Here is an 18885-nt window from a genome sequence, read left to right as displayed (position 1 = left end):
GGTTTTATTTTAGCCTACAGCCTACTTAAACATATCCATTCCGGGAATATCCGGCATTCCTTCTTTGGCGACAGCACCAAGTTCAGCTTCATTAACTTCTGAAGCGCGGGAAATGGCTTTATTCAGTGTAAGCACCAGATAATCTTCAAGTTGCTCCTTGTCTTCAAGCAACTCGTCGGCAATAGAAATATTTTTAATTTCACGGGTGGCGGTAATGGTAATTTTCAGCAGTCCGTCACTGGATTCTTCATCAATAAGTACAGTTTTTAGCCTTTCTTTAGTTGCTTCAACTTTCTCCTGGGTTTCCTTGATCTTGTTCATCATACCCATCATATCTCCAAACATAGTCTTTCTTTTTTTGGTTAAAAACAAATTTACCAAAAATACCTTTTCAATTAAGCATCTTGTGATGCCAATATCGATTATTTTCTTCGGAAGCTTTACATTTGCCAATGCTCAAAATAATAAGAAGTTGAAAACAGATATTTTGCCACCAAAGGCCCGAAAAATAGAGAAAAAGCTGCAAATTCACGGAGACGTGAGAGTAGACAATTACTACTGGATGAACGACCGTGAAAATCCTGAAGTAATTGAATACCTGGAGCACGAGAATAGTTATAATAAACAAATGACCGCCCATACGCAGGCATTGCAGGAAAAGCTGTTCGAAGAAATGAGGGGAAGGATAAAGGAAGATGATGAGTCTGTGCCTTATAAACTGAACAGCTACTGGTACCTCACCAGGTATGAAACGGGAAAAGATTATCCCATTTATTCCAGGAAGAAGGAAAGCCTGGACGCGCCTGAAGAAATCCTGTTCAATGTAAATGAGATGGCTGAAGGTTATGATTATTACCGGCTTGGAGGTTTAAATGTGAGCCCGGACAATAAAATGTGTGCTTTTGCCACAGATACCGTGAGCCGAAGGAAATATACCATCAGGATTAAAGATCTACAATCCGGGGAATTCTATCCTGAACAAATAAAAAATACCACCGGTGGTTCTACCTGGGCTAATGATAACAAGACCTTATATTATACTAAAAAGGATAAGCAAACGCTGAGGTCCTTTCAAATTTACAAGCACATCCTGGGAACCGACCCTGCTGAGGACCAGTTGGTATTTCAGGAAGATGATGAGACTTTTAATACCTATGTATATAAGTCTAAGTCCAGAAAATATATCATAATTGGCTCCAGTAGCACGCTAACTACAGAATACCGCATTCTCGAAGCCGATAATCCTGAAGGGGAATTCCGCGTTTTTCAGCCACGGGTAAAAGGGCTGGAATATAGTATTTCCCATTTTGAAGATCATTTTTATATTTTGACCAATAAAGATGGCGCGGTTAATTTCAAGCTAATGAAGACACCGGTTGCGCAAACCGCTAAGGAGAACTGGACAGATGTAATTCCTCACCGGCAGGATTACCTACTGGAGGATATCGATATTTTTAAAGATTTTCTCGTGGTAAGCGAAAGGAATAACGGCCTTAATAAAATAAGGATCATCCGCTGGGACAATGAAGAGGATTTTTACATTCCTTTCGATAATGAAACCTATACGGCTTATACTTCCATAAACCCGGCGTTTAATACCAGCACGCTGCGTTACACCTATAACTCCCTTACCACACCAACTTCGGTGATAGATTTTGACATGGAGACCAAGGAGAAAACGGTGCTAAAAGAACAGGAAGTGCTTGGAGGGGAATTTGATAAAGAGAATTACACTTCAGAGCGCATATGGGCTACTGCTGAAGATGGGACAAAGGTTCCTGTGACTATGGTTTACCGTAAAGGCATTCAGCGAAATGGTAAAAATCCGCTGCTGCAATATGCCTATGGTTCTTATGGGTCTACCATAGATCCATATTTTTCTTCGGTGCGGTTGAGTCTTCTGGACCGCGGCTTTATTTATGCTATTGCGCATATTCGCGGCGGGGAATATTTAGGAAGGGGCTGGTATGAAGAAGGCAAGCTCTACAATAAAATGAACACTTTTACCGATTATATAGATGTGTCTAAACATCTAATAAAAGAATGTTACACCTCTCCGGAACATCTTTATGCAATGGGTGGTTCGGCCGGTGGTTTACTGATGGGGGCTGTAATCAACATGGCACCAGAGCTGTATAACGGGGTGATTGCGGCAGTTCCTTTTGTAGATGTGGTCACCACGATGCTGGATGATAGTATCCCATTAACTACGGGGGAGTATGACGAATGGGGAAATCCCAATAAAGAAGGCTATTATGAGTATATGAAATCGTACTCGCCTTATGACAATGTAAAAGCTCAGGATTATCCAAACATGCTGGTGACTACCGGTTTGCACGATTCCCAGGTACAGTATTGGGAGCCGGCAAAATGGGTTGCGAAATTAAGGGAGTTAAAAACGGATAATAATATCCTGCTGCTTCATACTAATATGGAAGCAGGGCATGGAGGAGCTTCCGGCAGGTTTGAAGCTTTAAGGGAAGTGGCTGAAGAATACGCGTTTTTACTGGATTTGGAAGGAATTAAAGAATAATTAAAATATTTGCCTTAACTTTGAAACGTTTTAAAAGACCCTGTTTTTTCTGCCGTTTTGCTGAAGAAATGTTTTTTAAAACCATTTTTCTATAACATAAATTGATTTTATGAAAGAAGAGTTGAAAGTGTATGATAATGTATTACAACTTATTGGGAATACACCCCTCATTCAAATCAATAAAATAACCAAAGGCTTTAAAGGGGATTTTTTTGCTAAAGTAGAATCCTTTAATCCCGGCCACTCTGCCAAAGACCGCATTGCCCTTTATATTATTGAAGAAGCCGAAAGAAAAGGAATTCTTAAACCCGGCAGCACCATTGTAGAAACCACTTCGGGAAATACCGGTTTTAGTATTGCCATGGTGAGTGTAATTAAAGGTTACGAATGTATTCTTGCGGTAAGTTCCAAAGCTTCAAAAGATAAAATCGATATGCTGAAGACTATGGGCGCCAAGGTTTATGTATGCCCGGCCCATGTTGCGGCAGATGATCCGCGCTCTTACTACCAGGTGGCGAAAAGGATACATTCTGAAACTAAAAATTCAGTTTATATCAACCAGTACTTTAATGAGCTGAATATGGAGGCGCATTATCGTACTACCGGCCCGGAAATCTGGAAGCAGACAGAAGGAAAAATTACCCACCTTATCGCCTGCAGTGGTACGGGAGGGACAATTTCAGGTACTGCCAGGTATTTAAAAGAGCAAAATCCTGAAGTAAAAATTATTGGTATTGACGCCTATGGTTCTGTTCTGAAGAAATTCCACGAAACCCGTGAGTTTGATTCCGAAGAAATTTATCCGTACAGGATCGAAGGCCTGGGCAAAAATCTTATTCCAACGGCTACTGATTTTGATGTGATAGATCAATTTGTGAAAGTCACCGATGAGGAAAGTGCGCATACCGCCAGGGAACTTGCAAAAACCGAGGGACTCTTCCTTGGTTATACCAGTGGTGCCGCAATGCAGGGTATTAAACAATTGGCGGAAGAAGGTGAATTTGATGAAAACAGCAAAATAGTTACTATTTTTCCAGATCACGGCTCCCGCTACATGAGCAAAGTTTACAGTGATGACTGGATGAACGAACAGGGCTTTTTTGATACAAAAAATGAAGCCGCGGCTCAGGAAATAGAGTTTATTAAATAGATTTGTAGTTCACCTTTTGTAAATTACATTAAAAAGCATCCCTGGAAAAGGATGCTTTTTTGTTTGCAGCAGCTACAGCAGTAAAATAACTTTGGGCAATTCTGCCGATTTTGAGTACTTTTGTGGCTCGTATAAAAAAGAATCAATGAAGGATTTATTTGATAAAATATACAAGGACAAGGGCCCTTTAGGAAAATGGGCAGAACAGGCTGAAGGATATTTTGTTTTTCCTAAACTGGAAGGAGAAATCTCTAACCGAATGAAGTTTAGGGGGAAAGAAGTAATTACCTGGAGCATCAATGATTATCTGGGACTTGCCAACCATCCGGAAGTTCGTAAGGTAGATGCTGAAGCCGCCAAACAATACGGTTCTGCTTATCCTATGGGAGCCAGGATGATGAGTGGCCATACAGATCTTCATGAAAGGCTGCAGGACGAACTTGCTGCTTTTGTACATAAACAGTCTGCTTATCTTCTCAACTTTGGTTACCAGGGAATGGTTTCAACCATAGATGCCCTGGTGTCAAAATCTGATGTTATTGTGTATGATGTAGATGCCCACGCATGTATTATCGATGGGGTAAGGCTTCACCTTGGGCAGCGCTTTACCTATAAGCATAACGATATGGAAAGTATCGAAAAAAACCTGCAGCGTGCCACCAAAATCGCTGAACAAACCGGAGGGGGGATTTTACTCATTTCCGAAGGTGTTTTTGGAATGCGCGGGGAGCAGGGGAAGCTTAAGGAAATTGTTGAGCTGAAGAAAAAGTATCAATTCCGCCTTTTTGTTGATGATGCTCATGGCTTTGGGACACTTGGTAAAACCGGTGCCGGGGCAGGAGAGGAGCAGGGCGTTCAGGATGAAATTGATGTATATTTTGCCACTTTTGCCAAATCCCTTGCAAGTACAGGGGCATTTATTGCCGGCGATAAGGAGATAATGGATTACCTGAAGTATAACCTGCGTTCCCAAATGTTCGCTAAATCCCTGCAAATGCAGCTTGTGGTTGGGGCTTTAAAACGCCTGGAAATGTTGCGAACAATGCCTGAGCTTAAAGAGAAACTTTGGGAGAATGTAAACGCGCTTCAAAACGGACTTAAAGAGCGTGGCTTTGATATTGGTACCACTCAAAGTTGTGTGACTCCTGTTTATCTTAAAGGAAGTATTCCTGAAGCCATGGCCCTGGTAAAGGACCTTAGGGAAAATCATGGGGTTTTCTGTTCTATCGTGGTTTATCCGGTTATTCCGAAAGGCCTTATTCTGCTTAGAATGATTCCTACCGCATCACATACTTTAAAAGATGTGGAAGAAACTTTGGACGCGTTTTCCGCTATCCGGGAAAGATTGGAAAACGGAACTTACAAAAGACTTTCCGCAACTGTCTCTGCTGCTATGGCAGAGAAATCTTAAGATTTATATATTCAGAATAGCAAAAGGTTCGGCAATTACGCCGAACCTTTTCTAGTTTTAGAAAGCTTGTAAATTGGGCTTTAGCTGAATTTCCGCTGATCTTTGATCATTTTCTTTACATCTTTATTATGGCCATAAATTACCATAATATCACCTTCATTAAGAACCGTTTTTGCTGAAGCCACTCCCTGCACGCTCTGGATCTCTTTCATAGATCCTAATTCATTTTGTTCTTTTATCAGCTTGATAGTGGTGAGGACAATTACATTATAATTTCTCCTGAGGCCTATTTCTTCCAGGCTTTTTCCATCATATTCTTTAGGAACAGTGGTTTCAACAATGCTGAAATCTTTGTTTACCTCGAAGGAATCCACCACGCCGTGTAAATTTAGTTTTTTCGCCCAGCGGTCTGCGGTTTCTTCTTCGGGATGTATAATTTCATCAACGCCCATGGCTTCCAGCACGGTCTCCTGCAATGGGGAAACCGCCCTGCTGATAAGCCGCTTTACCTTTAGCTGCTTCATGAGCGCCGTGGCCATGATGTTGGCTCCCTTATCTTCGCCTATGCCAACCACAATTACATCAGCATCTTTATAAGGGAGGTTGGAAACAGCACCAGCTTCTGTGGCATCAAGGTTTATAGCATGGGTTATACGGTCTTTAATAGCTTCCACGCGACTTAACTTCAGGTCTACTCCAATCACTTCATTTCCCATTCCTGTAAGTTTTTCAGCTAAAGAAGCGCCAAAATTCCCCAGTCCTATTATAATATATTTCATCTGTGTTTATTTTTCCGGCTATTTTTCTTCAGCATTATTTCAACTAAAGAATACAACCATCTTTTATCAATGCCCGTTGAAGGCTTTTATTGTTTTAGTTAATCAGGATCTCTTCCGTAGGATATTTATAATTTAAATGTTTTACGCGGCGCATTATAGCAATTAAAATTGAGAGCATGCTAACCCGGCCAATAAACATGGTGGCGATAATAACCAATTTGGAAGCAGCACTTAGTTTTGCCGTTATCCCAACGCTGAGGCCTACTGTACTGTATGCTGAAAAACACTCAAAAGCAATGCTTAGCAGGCTCTTTTCGCTGTCGAAAGATGCGATAAGAAAAACGGCTATTCCAATGACCATTAGCGAAAGCGCTATGATGGCAAAAGCGCGTCTTATGGATAATGCTGAAAGTTCCCTGCGGTAAACTTCCACCCGGTCTTTTCCTTTGGCAATACTTAAAAAATTTAAAGTCGCAATGGCAAATGTGCTGGTTTTAATACCACCTCCCGTAGATGCCGGAGAAGCACCAATCCACATAAGCAATAATATTACCATTAATGTGGCAAAATTTAATGCAGACATGTCCACGGCGTTAAAACCTGCCGTTCTTGGAGTGGTGGCCGTGAAAAACGAGGTCACAAGTTTCCCAAACCACGAATGTTCCTGGAGGGTATTATTATATTCAAAATAAAAGAACAAGGCGGTCCCCACCACAGTTAAAAGAAACGAGGTAAAAAGAACAATACGCGTATTCAGGTTAAGAATCCAGGGAGTATATACTGCTTTCTCGTGGTGAACGAGGTTAAGAATCCTGTTACGAAAATTATGCTTTAAATATTTAAAAAGATTGAAGAGGATGGGAAAACCTATCCCGCCTAAAATAAACAGAGCAGCAATAATAAGCTGCATGGGATAATTAAACCTGAACTCCGGTTCGTACAGGCTGTTTTCCATGGTGGAAAATCCGGCGTTGCAAAATCCTGAAATGGAATGAAACACAGAAAAGAAAATCCGCTGCGGAATAGAGGAAATGGTAGCTTTATTTATGGTGAAGAAAATAAAAACGGCACCAAAGAATTCAATAATAAAAGTAAGCGCTACAATTTTTTTAAGCACTCCAAAAACATCTCCTATCTTTTCTGAATTGGTGATGTCTTTGAGCATAAGCTGATTTTCATAGGAGCTTTTTCCCCTGAAAAAATAGCTGAAATAGCTGGCAAAGGTCATAATTCCCAATCCGCCAAGCTGAATTAAAATCAGGATAATTATTTGACCAAATTGTGTAAAATAAGTGCCTGTATCCACTACAATTAATCCTGTAACACAAACGGCGCTGGTAGCGGTAAAAAGTGCATCTACAAGAGAAAGCCCTTCATGTGTGGCCTTTGGTAACATTAGCAAAATGGTGCCAACCATTATTATTAAAAGGAAACTCATAATAAAAAGTTGGGCGGGATTAAGATATTCCCTGTTAAAGCCAATCTGGATCTCGGAAAATTCCCGGACGAAGTAAACCGATAACGCGAGGTAAAGCCAGCCCATTTTATTCAGAAAAGATAAAAATGGTATCATTTCCAGCACTCCGTCTATCTGTATAAAGATCAAAAGGGCAAAAAGGCTGATGATTACCGCATCAAAAATTCTCACCTTAAGTTGAAATCTTCTGCTCGCAAATGCATACCTGGTAAGTATGGAAGCTGTGCCTACAAAAAGAGCGGTAAAATAAAAGAATTTTAATGCCTGGTCTATTTCATGGCTATGCGTGAAGCCTAAATCTGTAATAAGTAAAAAAATTGCCAGGAAGCTTAGCCAGAAGGAAATTTTTTTTAAAATCTTAGGCAGCGCATTTTTTGCCGGCGAAGAAGGCTGGAACTTTGAAAATTTCAAATCTAAAATTTTAAAGGTTAAAGTGCCAGAAATTATGTTCTAACATAGGTAGAAAAGTCAATAAAAGGGAAAGAAAAAATTCTTTTATGTCTATTCTTTCTCTCTTATATAGGATACAAAAGTAAATAAAACAGCTGCAAAAAGGCGATTGAAAATAAAGAATTTAAGACTTCAGGTGAAGTAAATACCTACAAGGTTTTCTCCAGTTTTAACAGTTACTGCTACAAGAGTATTAATCGCTGTCTTCTTCAAACTGAAAGCCGCTGTCCTGGCTGCGCTGTTTTCTCCTGTCCCTGGGGCCATCGTAAGAATCTTCCAGCACTTCATCTTCATCATGAAAATCCAGTCTATAGGAAAAGCCCCCAGCTATTTGCCATCGCTGCGGTGTGTCTTTAAAATTCACCAGTCCGGAGATATCCACCTGGAGATTGTCCATTAGAAGGTATGCCGCGCCGCCTCGCAGTATATCATCGGCATAAATATCACTAATGTATCCCTGGTATTCCCCAAAAACAGCGAATTTAGGAGTAACGGCATGAGTAACCGTGGCTATTGCACCATAAGTAGGAAATTCTTCGGTAAATTTATCTGCGATAAAGTTCATTACCAGCACCCATCTTCCCCAGTTATTTTGGGTAATAATCGCTGCCTTGGGGCTAAATTTTCCTTCGCCCTCGTATAAGTAAGGATTATCCCCGAAAGAAAAATTGGCGCCACCGTAAACAGAGATGGCAGGAATCAAAGTTTTCCACTTAAAACGCTGATTGGCTTTCCAGCTGTAAAGATTGGGTTTATCCTCTTTGGCGTTTTTATAAGGGTCAAAAACTAGATATTTTGCCCCTATGGTATTGGTCCTGAAATTACTTCTTTTAAATTCTTCGTCTGTATTGCCAATTCTTATAGTGGTGGTTTCCGCCTGGAAGGAGCCAAAAATATTAAGCTCCAGGTTCTCCGTTAACAACCCGTACCTAAGGCCGTAGCTTGCCCCAAGAATGTCCGTTTCTTCACGATAAAGGGCATGGTCATCATTGCCGAAATAAGGACCGGCTTCCAGTTGCAAAACTCCCCTGCCAACCGCGTATCCTCCCTGGGACTCCCCGGGCCGGTTGGAATTTATGGTTTCGGTATATTGGGCCTGGAGGCTAAAAGATATCAGGCTTAGTAGGCTAAGGCAGGCAAGTATTTTCCGCATAATTGCTGTGTTAAGTAGGATCAAAGATAGGAGAATTTATTATTTTTTTATGGCACGAAAAATGAGAATTCTCTACACATCTTTTTATTTTTGCAAAAATGTTTAGCATGTACGAAGCATCATTTTCCGGGATACTCAGAACGATTTTGATTATAATGTTGGTGTATTTTGGAATAAAAATATTATTCCGGTTTTTTGGTCCATTAATCCTAAAGTACTTTATGAAGAAGATGGGGAAGAAATTTCAGGACCAGTTCAGCCAGTTCCAGCAACCACAGCAGGAGAAAGAAGGGAAAGTAAGTATAGATAAAAAACCGCGCAGAGGCAGGAAATCCAACAAAAATGTTGGGGAGTATATCGATTACGAAGAAATTGATTAATTTCGAACCATCACCGGCTTAAGCACCGGCCTGGTCATTATAATATCGACAAAGGCCTAAATTTATATATTTGGCCGCAAATTCTGAAAAATTACATTCAGGATATGTTTCAACCCAAAAATCTGATTGATGGTCAATTTGAAAAGATTTCTTCCTCACCTGCTGGTTCTGGCAGGTTTTGTAATTATTGCCTTAGCTTATTTTAATCCTGTACTACAGGGAAAAGAAATTTTTCAGAGTGATATTGTCCAATATATTGGAATGTCTAAAGAACAATCCGATTTTAGGGCGCAAACCGGAGAAGAACCCTACTGGACAGATTCCGCTTTTGGCGGAATGCCCACTTACCAGCTGGGCGCGCATTATCCGCATAATTATATTAAAAAATTAGATGATGTGCTAAGGTTTTTGCCCCGGCCGGCAGACTATCTTTTTCTGTATTTTATAGGGTTTTATATTCTTCTTCTGTGTCTAAAGCTTGACTACAAACTAGCCTTTCTGGGCGCTTTGGCCTTCGGTTTTTCCACTTATTTTATCATTATTCTAGGCGTGGGGCATAATGCCAAAGCCCATGCGATTGCATATATGCCCGCGGTTTTAGGCGGAATTATCCTTATTTTCAGGTCCAGGTTTATCCCTGGCTTTATCCTGCTGTCCCTGGCAATGGCCCTGGAAATTGGAGCCAACCATTTCCAGATGACTTATTATTTGCTCCTGCTCGTGGTGTGCCTTGGAATTGCTTATTTAATTGATGCTTTCCGGAAAAAGATGCTCCCGCACTATTTTAAAGCCATAGGAATCATGGTGGTAGCCGTTATATTAGCTATAGGGGCGAATGCTACCAATCTTCTGGCTACGCAGGAATATACCTCCTTTAGCACGCGTGGGGATACCGGCCTCACTATTAATCCTGATGGTTCGCCAAAAACTTCTTCAGGGCTGGATTTTGAATACATCACCAGTTACAGTTATGGTATCCCGGAAACGCTCAATCTATTTATTCCCCGTTTTATGGGTGGTTCCAGCCAGGAGGATATAGGTAAAGATTCCGAAGTTTACAAGGCGCTTTTAAACCTGGGCGCTTCTCCCAGCCAGGCAGCTGATTTTGCTGAAAATGCCCCGGCATACTGGGGAAATCAACCTTATGTAGGTGCTCCGGCCTATATTGGCGCAAGTGTTCTTTTTCTCTTCATATTCGCTCTGTTCCTCATCAGGGGGCGCTTAAAATGGTGGATAGCAGGTGCAAGTATTCTGGCTTTACTCTTGTCCTGGGGTAAAAATTTTTCCTTTTTAACTGAATTCTTTATCGACTATGTGCCGTTATATGACAAATTCAGGGCAGTGACTTCTATACAGGTAATTATTGAACTCTGCGTACCGCTTTTGGCGGTTTTTGGGCTTTATAAGTTATTCAACAAAGTTGAAAAAGACGAAGTGAAGACTGAAGCATTAAAGTGGACTACAATAATCACCGGCGGATTGTGCGTTTTGTTTTTACTCATGAAATCTGTTCTCTTTGATTTTAGCGGCGATAGCGATTCGGCATTAATTCAGCAGTTAGGGATAGAATTTGTGAGGGCTTTAAAAGAAGACCGTAAATCACTGCTGGTCTCAGACACTTTGCGCAGCCTGGTTTTCGTGATCCTTTCCGCAGGAATCATTGTGCTTTATCTGAAAAAGAAAATTTCTGACAAAATTGTGGTTGCCGGCTTCGCGATCCTGTTTTTAGTTGATCTGGTAGGAGTGGACCGCCGGTATGTAAATAATGAAGATTTTGTGCAGGCAAGGCAAATGGAACAGCCTTTTCAAAAAACCGAAGCCGACAGGCAGATCCTTCAGGATACTTCCCGCTACAGGGTTTTTGACCTTTCGGGCAGTACTTTCAGCAGTAGCCGCGCTTCCTATTTCCATAATTCCATAGGTGGCTATCATGGCGCCAAACCGGGAAGAATGCAGGATATTTTTGATTTCTACGTCTCTCAAAACAATATGGAAGTGCTTAATATGCTCAACATTAAATATTTTATTGTTCCCACAGAACAGGGTGGGGTGCAGGCACAGCAAAATCCGGATGCCTTTGGCAATGCCTGGTATGTGGAAAATGTACAATGGGTTGATTCTGCAAATGAAGAAATCCTGGCGCTAAAAGAAGTAGACCTTCAGAATACAGCGGTAATCAACAATAAATTTAAGGACATGTTGGGCGAAAATGTGGGATTTAATGCCGACGCTAAAATCAATCTGGTAAGTGAACAGCCAAATGAACTGGTGTACAGAACTTCTTCAGAAACCGACCAATTAGCGGTTTTTTCTGAAAGTTATTACCAGCCGGGATGGCAGGCTTATATAGACGGGGAACCTGTGCCGCATGTACAGGCCGATTATGTGTTGAGGGCAATGAATATTCCTGCAGGAGACCATACTGTCACCTTCAGATTTGAACCGGAAGTTATTCAAACCGGAAGCAGCATAGCCCTGGCCAGTTCTGTTATTATAGGATTGGTGGTGCTAGGAGGTATATTTTACGGTTTCCGCAGAAAAAATGAAGAAGAGTAGTGGATGAAAAAGGTACTCATCATTACGTACTACTGGCCTCCTGCAGGTGGCCCCGGCGTACAACGCTGGCTGAAATTTGTAAAATACCTCCGGGATTATAATATAGAGCCTGTTGTTTATATTCCTGAAAACCCTACATATCCCTTAAAAGATGAATCTCTGCAGGCAGAAGTTCCGGAGAATCTTAAAGTGCTAAAACATAGAATTTTTGAACCATACGCCGCGGCAAAGTTTTTTTCAAAAAAGGAAACCCAAACCATCAGTTCCGGTATTATTGTAAAAGAGGAAAATCAAAGTTTTCTGCAAAAAATGATGCTTTACATCAGGGGAAACTTTTTTATTCCAGACGCGCGGAAATTTTGGATAAAACCTTCAGTAAAGTACCTCGAAAAGTCGCTGGAAGAAGAGCAGATAAGTACCATAATTACCACCGGGCCGCCGCATAGCCTGCACCTGATTGGGCTTCAGCTTAAAAAAAAGAAAAATATGAAGTGGCTGGCCGATTTCCGGGACCCCTGGACCAATATTGGCTATCACGAGAAACTGAAGCTTACTAAAAGTTCCCGGCAAAAACATATTGCCATGGAAAAAGAGGTTCTAAATGCGGCAGATCATGTACTTGTTACCAGTTTCAGCACGAAAAAAGAGTTTGAAGCTAAAACCACCAAACCGGTATCGGTGATTACCAATGGATTTGATACAGAAATTGCTTCGGAAAATATTGAACTTGATCAAAAATTTACTTTTTCCCACATTGGGTCTTTACTTTCGGGACGAAATCCGCAGAATCTATGGAAAGCTCTCGGCGAGATAATAAGGGAAAATAGCGGTTTTGCCAAAGATTTTGAGCTGAAACTGGTTGGAGCGGTAAGCGAAGAAGTTTTGAATTCCATTAAAGCCGAGGGATTGGAGAAGCAGCTTAAAATTCAGCAATATGTTCCACATCCCGAAGCGATAATATTTCAAAGAAAAAGTGAGGTACTGCTGCTAATCGAAATAGACAGTAACGAAACCACCGGAATTATTCCCGGAAAGGTGTTTGAATATATGGCCGCGAAGAGGCCAATTCTTGCTTTAGGGCCGGCAGAATGGGATGTTCGGAAAATTCTTGAAGAAACGGCCGCCGGGCAATTCTTTAAATATTCGGAAAAAGAAGAAATTAAAGGCTATTTACTTCAGCTATATTCAGATTATAAAAATGGACGGCTGCAAGTAAACTCCGAAAATACAGACCGCTATCACCGAAGAAGTCTTACCGAAGAATTGGCTAATTTGCTAAAGGAATTATAGGCTTATGGGGATTATTATCAACCAGTCTTTTAAAAACCTGATCACCACCTATTTCGGTTTTGGAATTGGTGCTGTAAATACGCTTTTTCTTTTCACCTATTTTCTGGAACAGGAATATTACGGACTGGTGAGTTTTTTGCTTTCGGCCGCTAATTTAATCTGGCCTTTCCTTGCTTTTGGTGTAAACAGTACCCTTATTAAGTTTTTTACTTTTTATAAGAGCAAAGAAGAGCAGGACCGGCTTTTTAACCTGATATTGCTGCTGCCACTTGGTGTTTCAATATTAATAGGCCTTGCCGGCACTTTTAGCTATGACCTCCTCCTAAAATATTTTTCTGACGGGAATGAGCTGGTACAGCCATTTATCTGGCTTATCTATGTTATTGCTGTTGCCACAGCTTATTTTGAAGTCTTTTTTTCCTGGTCCAAAATTTACTATAAAAGCGTTTTCGGGAACTTTATGAAAGAAGTTTTTCATCGTTTTTGTATAACTGTACTGTTGCTGGAGGTGTATTTCGAATGGATTAGCGTGAATGCTTTTATTTACTGCACCGCCGGGGTTTTTGTTTTTCGCGCCATGGCAATGGCTGTTTACGCATTTGTTCTTTATACACCTGATTTCGGATTAAAATTTCCTCGGAATTTAATGCCGGTGATAAAGTACAGCGCGCTTATTCTTATTGCTTCTTCGGTGGCCATGGTGCTGCTGGATTTAGATAAAGTGATGATTGAATATTATCTCCCAATTGAAAATGTGGCGATTTACGGGATAGGAATTTATATCGCCACCGTAATCTCTGTTCCGCAGAAAGCCATGCACCAGATCATCCATCCAATGACGGCCAACTTCTTAAACGCTAAAGACAAGGAAGGGCTGAAGGATTTGTACAAAAGAAGTTCGGTAAATCTTCTTATTGTTAGCGGGATTATTTTTATCCTCATCATCACCAACCTGAATGAACTTTATGAAATGATTCCTGAAGAATATGAGTTGAGCGTGTGGGTGGTGTTGTTTATAAGCCTGGTTAAACTTTACGATAACATGTTGGGTAATAACAACAGCATCCTTTTTAATTCCGATTATTACAGGATAGTCCTGGGAATTGGTGTTTTTCTAACCGTTCTCGCTTTTGTTTTTAATGTAATATTTATTCCTGCTTTTGGAATAGAAGGGGCGGCAATAGCAAGTTTCCTGGCTTTTTTTATTTATAATACGGCAAAAATATTTCTGGTACACAGGAAATTCAAAATGTATCCTTTTACAGGGCTAACCTGGATTATCTTATTATTTACAGCATTAATGTGCGCAGGATTTTATTTTTGGGAATTTCCTTTTCATCCATTAATCAATATAGCCCTAAAATCTCTCCTGATTTGTTCCATATATCTGGTAGTAGCCTTTAAATTCAGTTTCTCGACAGATATTAACGAGCTTCTAAAGAGATATTTAAGGCTGAAAGTTTAATCAAACAGAAAACCCCCAGGTGTCTCTCAACATCAAGGGGGTTTTCCAACTAACCAACCAAAAAATTAAATTATGAACATTTTAATTATTACTTCTCATATTCCGTGCCGAACTTCTTCGTGAAGCTGAAGAATTTGAACTTTTTCCTGAAGTGCGTGCGGAAGTTGCAGAGGACCTTGAAGAGCTTCGGGAAACCGATCTTCTTCCGGTTGAATTCCCCTGGCTTTGTACCGGGCTACTGCTTCTAACGCTGTTGCTCCGCGTGCTTCTACCGCTGGTACTTTTTACTGCTCCTGAAGATGGCACGCTCCTTCTACTGGTTCTTGCTTCACTTCCTCTTGAATTTGTACTTCTTTCAATTCTGGCAGAAGAGGTCCTGGATCTGTTAACTTCAGTTCGCGTTCTGCTATTATTGGTTTGCACTTTTTCCCTGCTGTTACTTCTGGTACTCCTGCTGATGCCGGATGAGGAGGTACGTTTTGGAGAAGAGGCAACATCATCTCTTTGCGCCACGCTTCGGTTAGACCTTACATTATTTGTTCTTACTTCTCTCTGCTCAGTCACACGCCTTCCACGGGTATAAGTAACATCATTATCATTTGGCCTGTAAAACTTTTGCCTGTCAGGCTTATTGTAGTAGTAATTGTTATAGTAGGTCACATATTGATTATAAGCAATGCGGCGGGGCTGATAATAGGCCCTGTAAGGAGTATTAAATACAATGCTTACGTTGGACCCGGGCCTGGTGTAATAGGAATGCCATGGCCTTGGGATATAGCGCCTGTTATACCTGTTAATATATCCTGAATAGGAGATTCGGTTAAACCTGTCATAATGAATTAAAAGATTTCCTACCCGGGCAACCTGCCCATAGTAGTTATAATCAATAATTACATTCCCCGCCTGGATAATTCTTCCGTAATAATCGTAATATACAGGAACATTTTCTATCTGAATTACTGCACCGTAATCATCATACTGCACGTAAGGATCGTAATTATAACCTGAGTTATAACTAATATTTACATGGGGAGTGGCGATATTTACAATACTGGTTCTTCTAAAATCAGGGTTAAAGTAGAAATCAAACTCACCATTTGGATAAACTGCAAATTCAACCCCATCTTCAACAAATATGAAAGAATCACCGTAACCGGCTGGAGTGGTCGTTTTTGTGGAAGCCGAAGCCGACAAACCCACAAAAAATAAAGCTAATAAAAAGGTAAAATTTTTCATGGTGCTTAAGTTTAAGTGAAGACTTGTGAAAGTCATCTTAAACAAAACAAAGTGCGTGCCAGAAAAATTTTGAGCCTACCTTAAGCAAAAGGAAAAGCTGAAATTAGAGTTATAAATAATTGATTATAAGAAATTTAAAACTTTAACGTAAAACGTCCTGTAATCATAGCTTCTCTTTTAGGTACTTCGCGGTATAAGAATTTTTATTTTTAACAATCTCTTCCGGAGTACCTTCAGCAACTAAATTTCCTCCTTTTTGGCCACCTTCAGGTCCCAGGTCAATCACATGGTCTGCACATTTTACCAGGTCCATGTTGTGCTCAATTACCACCACAGAATGGCCTTTTTCGATAAGGGCATTAAAAGATTTCAGCAGTTTTTGAATATCATGAAAATGTAAACCTGTAGTAGGCTCATCAAAAATGAAAAGCGCTTTTTCCTTGGTATTTCCTTTCACTAAGAAAGAAGCCAGTTTAATTCGTTGTGCTTCCCCCCCGGAAAGGGTAGAGGAACTCTGCCCTAACTTCACATATCCCAGGCCAACATCTTTAAGCGGCTTTAATTTATTTACAATTTTGTCCTCGTTGTGATCGCTGAAGAATTCCGTTGCATCATCAATGGTCATGTTCAGCACGTCATCAATATTTTTATCAGCAAAGGTAACTTCCAGGACTTCTTTTTTGAAGCGTTTTCCGTCGCAGGCCTCACATTCCAGGTGAACATCGGCCATAAACTGCATTTCTATGGTTACCTCGCCTTCACCTTTACAGGTGTCGCAGCGGCCGCCGTCTACGTTAAAAGAAAAATGTTTGGCTTTATAGCCTCTTATGGAGGACAAACGCTGATTTGCAAATAGATTACGAATATCATCATAAGCCTTTATATAAGTCACCGGGTTGGAACGGGAAGAGCGGCCAATAGGGTTTTGATCGATAAATTCCACACTGCCCAAATTTTTAAAATTCCCTTTTACTTCAGTAAACTGCCCTGCTTTTTCGCCATAGCCCCCTAAATGTTTCTGAACCGCAGGATAAAGGATTTTTTTAACCAAAGTACTTTTTCCGCTTCCTGAAACACCTGTTATGGCTGTAAATATTCCGAGAGGGAAAGTAACGTCTATATTTTTTAGATTGTTTTCGCGGGCACCCACTACGGTAATATATTGCTTTGAAGTTCTTCTTTTCTTTGGAACTTCAATTTGCATACCTCCGTTTAGATATTTGGCGGTCAAAGAATCTGATTTTAAGATCTGCGGAAGGTTTCCCGTGGCCACCACCTCCCCGCCGTTGGTTCCCGCTTCGGGGCCAATATCTATAATTTCATCGGCTGCGTTCATAATATCTTCATCATGTTCCACGACAATTACCGTATTGCCTAGGTTACGCAGGTGCTGGAGAACGCCAATTAACCTTTCGGTATCCCGCGGGTGCAGGCCAATGGATGGTTCATCAAGAATATACATAGAGCCAACAAGGCTGCTTCCTAGGCTGGTTGCAAGGTTTATTCGCTGCGATTCCCCTCCGGAAAGCGTGTTGGACTTCCTGTTAAGGGTAAGATAATCCAGCCCAACATTGGACAAAAATTCCAGGCGATTCCGGATTTCGGTCAGGAGGCGTTTGGCAATTTGCGCATCGTATTCGTTAAGTTCAAGATTATTAAAAAACGCACGTACTTCATCCAGGGGTTTTTCCACCAGATCTGTAATATTCGCTCCCCCAATTTTCACATAATGAGCCTCCGGGCGTAACCTTTTTCCTTTGCACACAGAGCATCTGGTTTTCCCGCGGTAACGGGAAAGCATTACCCGGTTCTGAATTTTATAAGCTTTGCTCTCCAGGAATTCAAAGAACTGGTTAAGGCCTTCAAAATACTGATTTCCATTCCATACCAGGGCTTTTTGCTCTTCAGTTAGCTCAAAATATGGCTTATGAATGGGAAAATCGAACTTATGGGAATTATTCACGAGCTGATCGCGATACCAGCTCATGCTCTCGCCTCTCCATGGAAAAATGGCATTTTCGTAAATAGATAAGCCGGTATTGGGAATCACCAAATCCTCGTCAATTCCAATCACATCACCGTAGCCTTCACATTTAGGGCAGGCGCCGTATGGATTATTAAAACTGAACAGGTGCACGTTTGGCTCCAGGAAACTCATCCCGTCCAGTTCAAATTTATTGCTGAAGTGCCGCAGTTCCCCGTCCTTCATCTTCTGAATATAAAGCTCTCCTTTCCCCTCAAAAAAGGCTGCTTCCACAGCATCTGCAAGCCGGTTAAAGAAATCTTCTTCATCTTTGGTAATAATACGATCTACCACCAAAGAAGTTCCTTCAGGACTGGCATTTTTAAGATCGGCTTCATCTATTCGCTGTACATTATCTCCAACTTTTATACGGCTATATCCCTGCTGCGCAAGAATGTTGATTTTCTTTTCCAGGGACCGGCCTTTTTCAATATGAATAGGGGCGAGGAGCAATAACTTTTCGCCTTCCTCAAAGGATTTTATATAGGAAATAACATCAGAAACGGTATTTTTTTTCACTTCATTCCCGGAAACAGGAGAGTAGGTTTTTCCAATTCTGGCAAAGAGTAATTTTAAATAATCGTAGATTTCAGTAGAAGTTCCAACCGTAGATCTCGGGTTAGTGGAATTCACCTTTTGTTCAATAGCGATAGCGGGCGCAATCCCCTTAATGTAATCAACTTTTGGCTTATTGAGACGCCCCAAAAATTGCCGGGCATAGGAGGAAAGGCTTTCTACATATCTCCGCTGGCCTTCAGCATAAAGGGTATCAAAGGCCAAGCTCGATTTTCCTGAACCTGAAAGGCCGGTGATTACAACCAGTTTATTCCGCGGAATAACAACATTAATATTTTTGAGATTGTGCAGTTTAGCACCTTTAATTATGATATTTTGTTTTGGGTTTACCTTCGCAACGTCAATGTTCATGTTCTTATTTCTAAAGTAAGGATGCAAAGGTACTCAATAAGCAGCAGTGTAAAAA

13 protein-coding genes are annotated in these 18885 nt (G+C 40.9%); 7 read left to right on the top strand and 6 right to left on the bottom strand.

Features of this window, described 5'->3' with window-relative positions; genetic code table 11:
• Nucleotides 1–21: 21 nt before the first annotated feature.
• Complete coding sequence (locus RM553_RS14410) at nucleotides 22–345, bottom strand: YbaB/EbfC family nucleoid-associated protein (protein WP_311535646.1); 324 nt, start codon at nucleotides 343–345, stop codon at nucleotides 22–24.
• 64 nt (nucleotides 346–409) lie between these two features.
• Between RM553_RS14410 and RM553_RS14405 the strand changes: the two genes are divergently transcribed.
• The 3 genes from RM553_RS14405 (at nucleotide 410) to capB (ending at nucleotide 5094) form a co-directional block, all read left to right on the top strand.
• The gene (locus RM553_RS14405; RefSeq protein WP_311535645.1) at nucleotides 410–2533 is read left to right on the top strand and encodes a S9 family peptidase; all 2124 of its coding nucleotides are present in this window, start codon (nucleotides 410–412) and stop codon (nucleotides 2531–2533) included.
• 109 nt (nucleotides 2534–2642) lie between these two features.
• Nucleotides 2643–3683 carry a cysteate synthase gene (gene capA / locus RM553_RS14400; RefSeq protein WP_311535644.1) on the top strand — a complete coding sequence of 347 codons (1041 nt, stop codon included), beginning with the start codon at nucleotides 2643–2645 and terminating at the stop codon, nucleotides 3681–3683.
• Nucleotides 3684–3828: 145 nt separating this feature from the next.
• Nucleotides 3829–5094 (top strand): cysteate-C-fatty acyltransferase, encoded by a 1266-nt coding sequence (capB, locus tag RM553_RS14395; protein WP_311535643.1) that lies wholly within the window; start codon nucleotides 3829–3831, stop codon nucleotides 5092–5094.
• Nucleotides 5095–5174: 80 nt separating this feature from the next.
• Here the strand turns inward: capB and RM553_RS14390 are convergent, their stop codons facing one another.
• The 3 genes from RM553_RS14390 to RM553_RS14380 form a co-directional block, all read right to left on the bottom strand.
• Nucleotides 5175–5873, bottom strand: coding sequence for a potassium channel family protein (locus tag RM553_RS14390; RefSeq protein ID WP_311535642.1), 699 nt, complete (start codon nucleotides 5871–5873; stop codon nucleotides 5175–5177).
• 94 nt (nucleotides 5874–5967) lie between these two features.
• Complete coding sequence (locus RM553_RS14385) at nucleotides 5968–7761, bottom strand: TrkH family potassium uptake protein (RefSeq protein ID WP_311535641.1); 1794 nt, start codon at nucleotides 7759–7761, stop codon at nucleotides 5968–5970.
• A gap of 232 nt (nucleotides 7762–7993) precedes the next feature.
• Entirely contained in the window at nucleotides 7994–8953 is a 960-nt protein-coding gene (locus RM553_RS14380; RefSeq protein WP_311535640.1) for a transporter, read from the bottom strand.
• A gap of 107 nt (nucleotides 8954–9060) precedes the next feature.
• On the opposite strand from RM553_RS14380, the gene RM553_RS14375 reads away from it, so the two are divergent.
• The 4 genes from RM553_RS14375 to RM553_RS14360 all read left to right on the top strand — a co-directional run bounded on the left by RM553_RS14375 (nucleotide 9061) and on the right by RM553_RS14360 (nucleotide 14644).
• Nucleotides 9061–9333 carry a DUF4834 family protein gene (locus RM553_RS14375; RefSeq protein WP_311535639.1) on the top strand — a complete coding sequence of 91 codons (273 nt, stop codon included), beginning with the start codon at nucleotides 9061–9063 and terminating at the stop codon, nucleotides 9331–9333.
• Nucleotides 9334–9462: 129 nt separating this feature from the next.
• The gene (locus RM553_RS14370) at nucleotides 9463–11889 is read left to right on the top strand and encodes a YfhO family protein (RefSeq protein ID WP_311535638.1); all 2427 of its coding nucleotides are present in this window, start codon (nucleotides 9463–9465) and stop codon (nucleotides 11887–11889) included.
• Nucleotides 11890–11892: 3 nt separating this feature from the next.
• Complete coding sequence (locus RM553_RS14365; protein WP_311535637.1) at nucleotides 11893–13179, top strand: glycosyltransferase family 4 protein; 1287 nt, start codon at nucleotides 11893–11895, stop codon at nucleotides 13177–13179.
• A gap of 4 nt (nucleotides 13180–13183) precedes the next feature.
• The gene (locus RM553_RS14360; protein ID WP_311535636.1) at nucleotides 13184–14644 is read left to right on the top strand and encodes an oligosaccharide flippase family protein; all 1461 of its coding nucleotides are present in this window, start codon (nucleotides 13184–13186) and stop codon (nucleotides 14642–14644) included.
• An 81-nt stretch (nucleotides 14645–14725) separates the two neighbouring features.
• Here RM553_RS14360 and RM553_RS14355 read toward each other — a convergent pair whose 3' ends face one another.
• Nucleotides 14726–15880 (bottom strand): hypothetical protein, encoded by a 1155-nt coding sequence (locus RM553_RS14355; protein WP_311535635.1) that lies wholly within the window; start codon nucleotides 15878–15880, stop codon nucleotides 14726–14728.
• Between the two features lie 163 nt (nucleotides 15881–16043).
• Complete coding sequence (uvrA, locus tag RM553_RS14350; protein WP_311535634.1) at nucleotides 16044–18830, bottom strand: excinuclease ABC subunit UvrA; 2787 nt, start codon at nucleotides 18828–18830, stop codon at nucleotides 16044–16046.
• Nucleotides 18831–18885: the final 55 nt, after the last annotated feature.

Source organism: Autumnicola tepida, from assembly GCF_031846485.1.
Taxonomy (GTDB): Bacteria; Bacteroidota; Bacteroidia; order Flavobacteriales; family Flavobacteriaceae; genus Autumnicola; species Autumnicola tepida.
This window is presented reverse-complemented; position numbering and strand designations above follow the sequence as displayed.